The organism is Ferrovibrio sp. (assembly GCF_036381655.1).
GTDB lineage: Bacteria > Pseudomonadota > Alphaproteobacteria > Ferrovibrionales > Ferrovibrionaceae > Ferrovibrio.
This window is the reverse complement of sequence record NZ_DASVCJ010000048.1, coordinates 1-1,283: the sequence shown is the minus strand read 5'-3', so window position 1 is coordinate 1,283 and position 1,283 is coordinate 1. Positions and strand designations below refer to the sequence as shown.

At 65.3% G+C, this 1,283-nt stretch carries 1 protein-coding gene; it reads left to right on the top strand.

Annotated elements, in window-relative coordinates; translation table 11 throughout:
• Positions 1–1,283: TRAP transporter large permease subunit (locus VF194_RS09905; protein WP_330890506.1), on the top strand; the 1,283-nt coding region annotated here is incomplete at both ends.

The following is a 1,283-nucleotide window of genomic DNA, read 5'->3' as shown; positions in this document are numbered from 1 at the left end:
TCGCCCTCTTCCTGATCGCCGCGCTGTTCGCGCTGTTCGCCGCCGGCCTGTGGATCGGCCTGGGCCTGCTGAGCTGCGGCTGGATCGCCATGGCCCTGTTCACCGCGCGGCCGGTCGGCGATGCGATGGTGACCACCATCTGGGGTTCGGCGACGAGCTGGACGCTGACCGCCCTGCCGATGTTCATCTGGATGGGCGAAATCCTGTTCCGCACGAAATTGTCCGAGGACATGTTCAGGGGCCTGGCGCCCTGGATGAGCCGCATCCCGGGCCGTCTTTTGCACACCAACATCATCGGCTGCGCCATCTTCGCCGCCGTTTCGGGCTCCTCCGCCGCCACCTGCGCCACCATCGGCAAGATGACGATCCCGGAACTGCGCGCCCGCAAATACCCGGAGGATATGCTGATCGGCACCCTGGCCGGCGCCGGCACGCTGGGCCTGTTGATTCCGCCTTCTCTGATCATGATCGTCTATGGCGTGGCCGCCGATGTCTCGATCGCCAAGCTGTTCATGGCCGGCGTCATTCCCGGCATCATTCTGGCGGTCCTGTTCATGGGCTATGTCGGCGTCTGGTCGCTGCTCAATCCCGGCAAGATTCCGCAGCCGACCGAGAAGATCAGCTTCGGCCAGAAGCTCTGGGCCGCGCGGCATCTGCTGCCGACGGTCGGCCTGATCATCGCCGTGCTGGGCTCGATCTATGCCGGCATCGCCACCGCCACCGAAGCCGCCGGCCTGGGCGTGGTCGGCGCGCTGATCATCGCCGCCGCCCAGGGCACGCTCAATCGCAAGACCTTTGCCGAGAGCCTGATGGGCGCCACCCGGCTATCCTGCATGATCGCGCTGATCCTGTGCGGCTCGGCCTTCCTGACCTTGGCCATGGGCTTTACCGGCCTGCCGCGCCAGCTGGCCGACTGGATCGACCATCTCGGCCTGTCGGCCGGCGCGCTGATCGTGGCCTTGACGGTGTTCTACATCGTGCTTGGCTGCTTCCTCGACGGCATCTCGATGGTGGTGCTGACCATGGCGGTGGTGCTGCCGATGATCGAGCGGCTGCATATCGACCTGATCTGGTTCGGCGTCTTCGTCGTATTGGTGGTCGAGATGGCGCAGATCACGCCGCCGGTCGGCTTCAACCTGTTCGTGCTGCAGGGCATGACCGGGCACCAGATCACCTATATCGGCCGGGTCGCCTTCCCGCTCTTCCTGCTGATGTGCGTCGCCGTCGCGCTGATGTTCTTCTTCCCGGAATTGGCCACCTGGCTGCCAGCCAAGATGATCGGC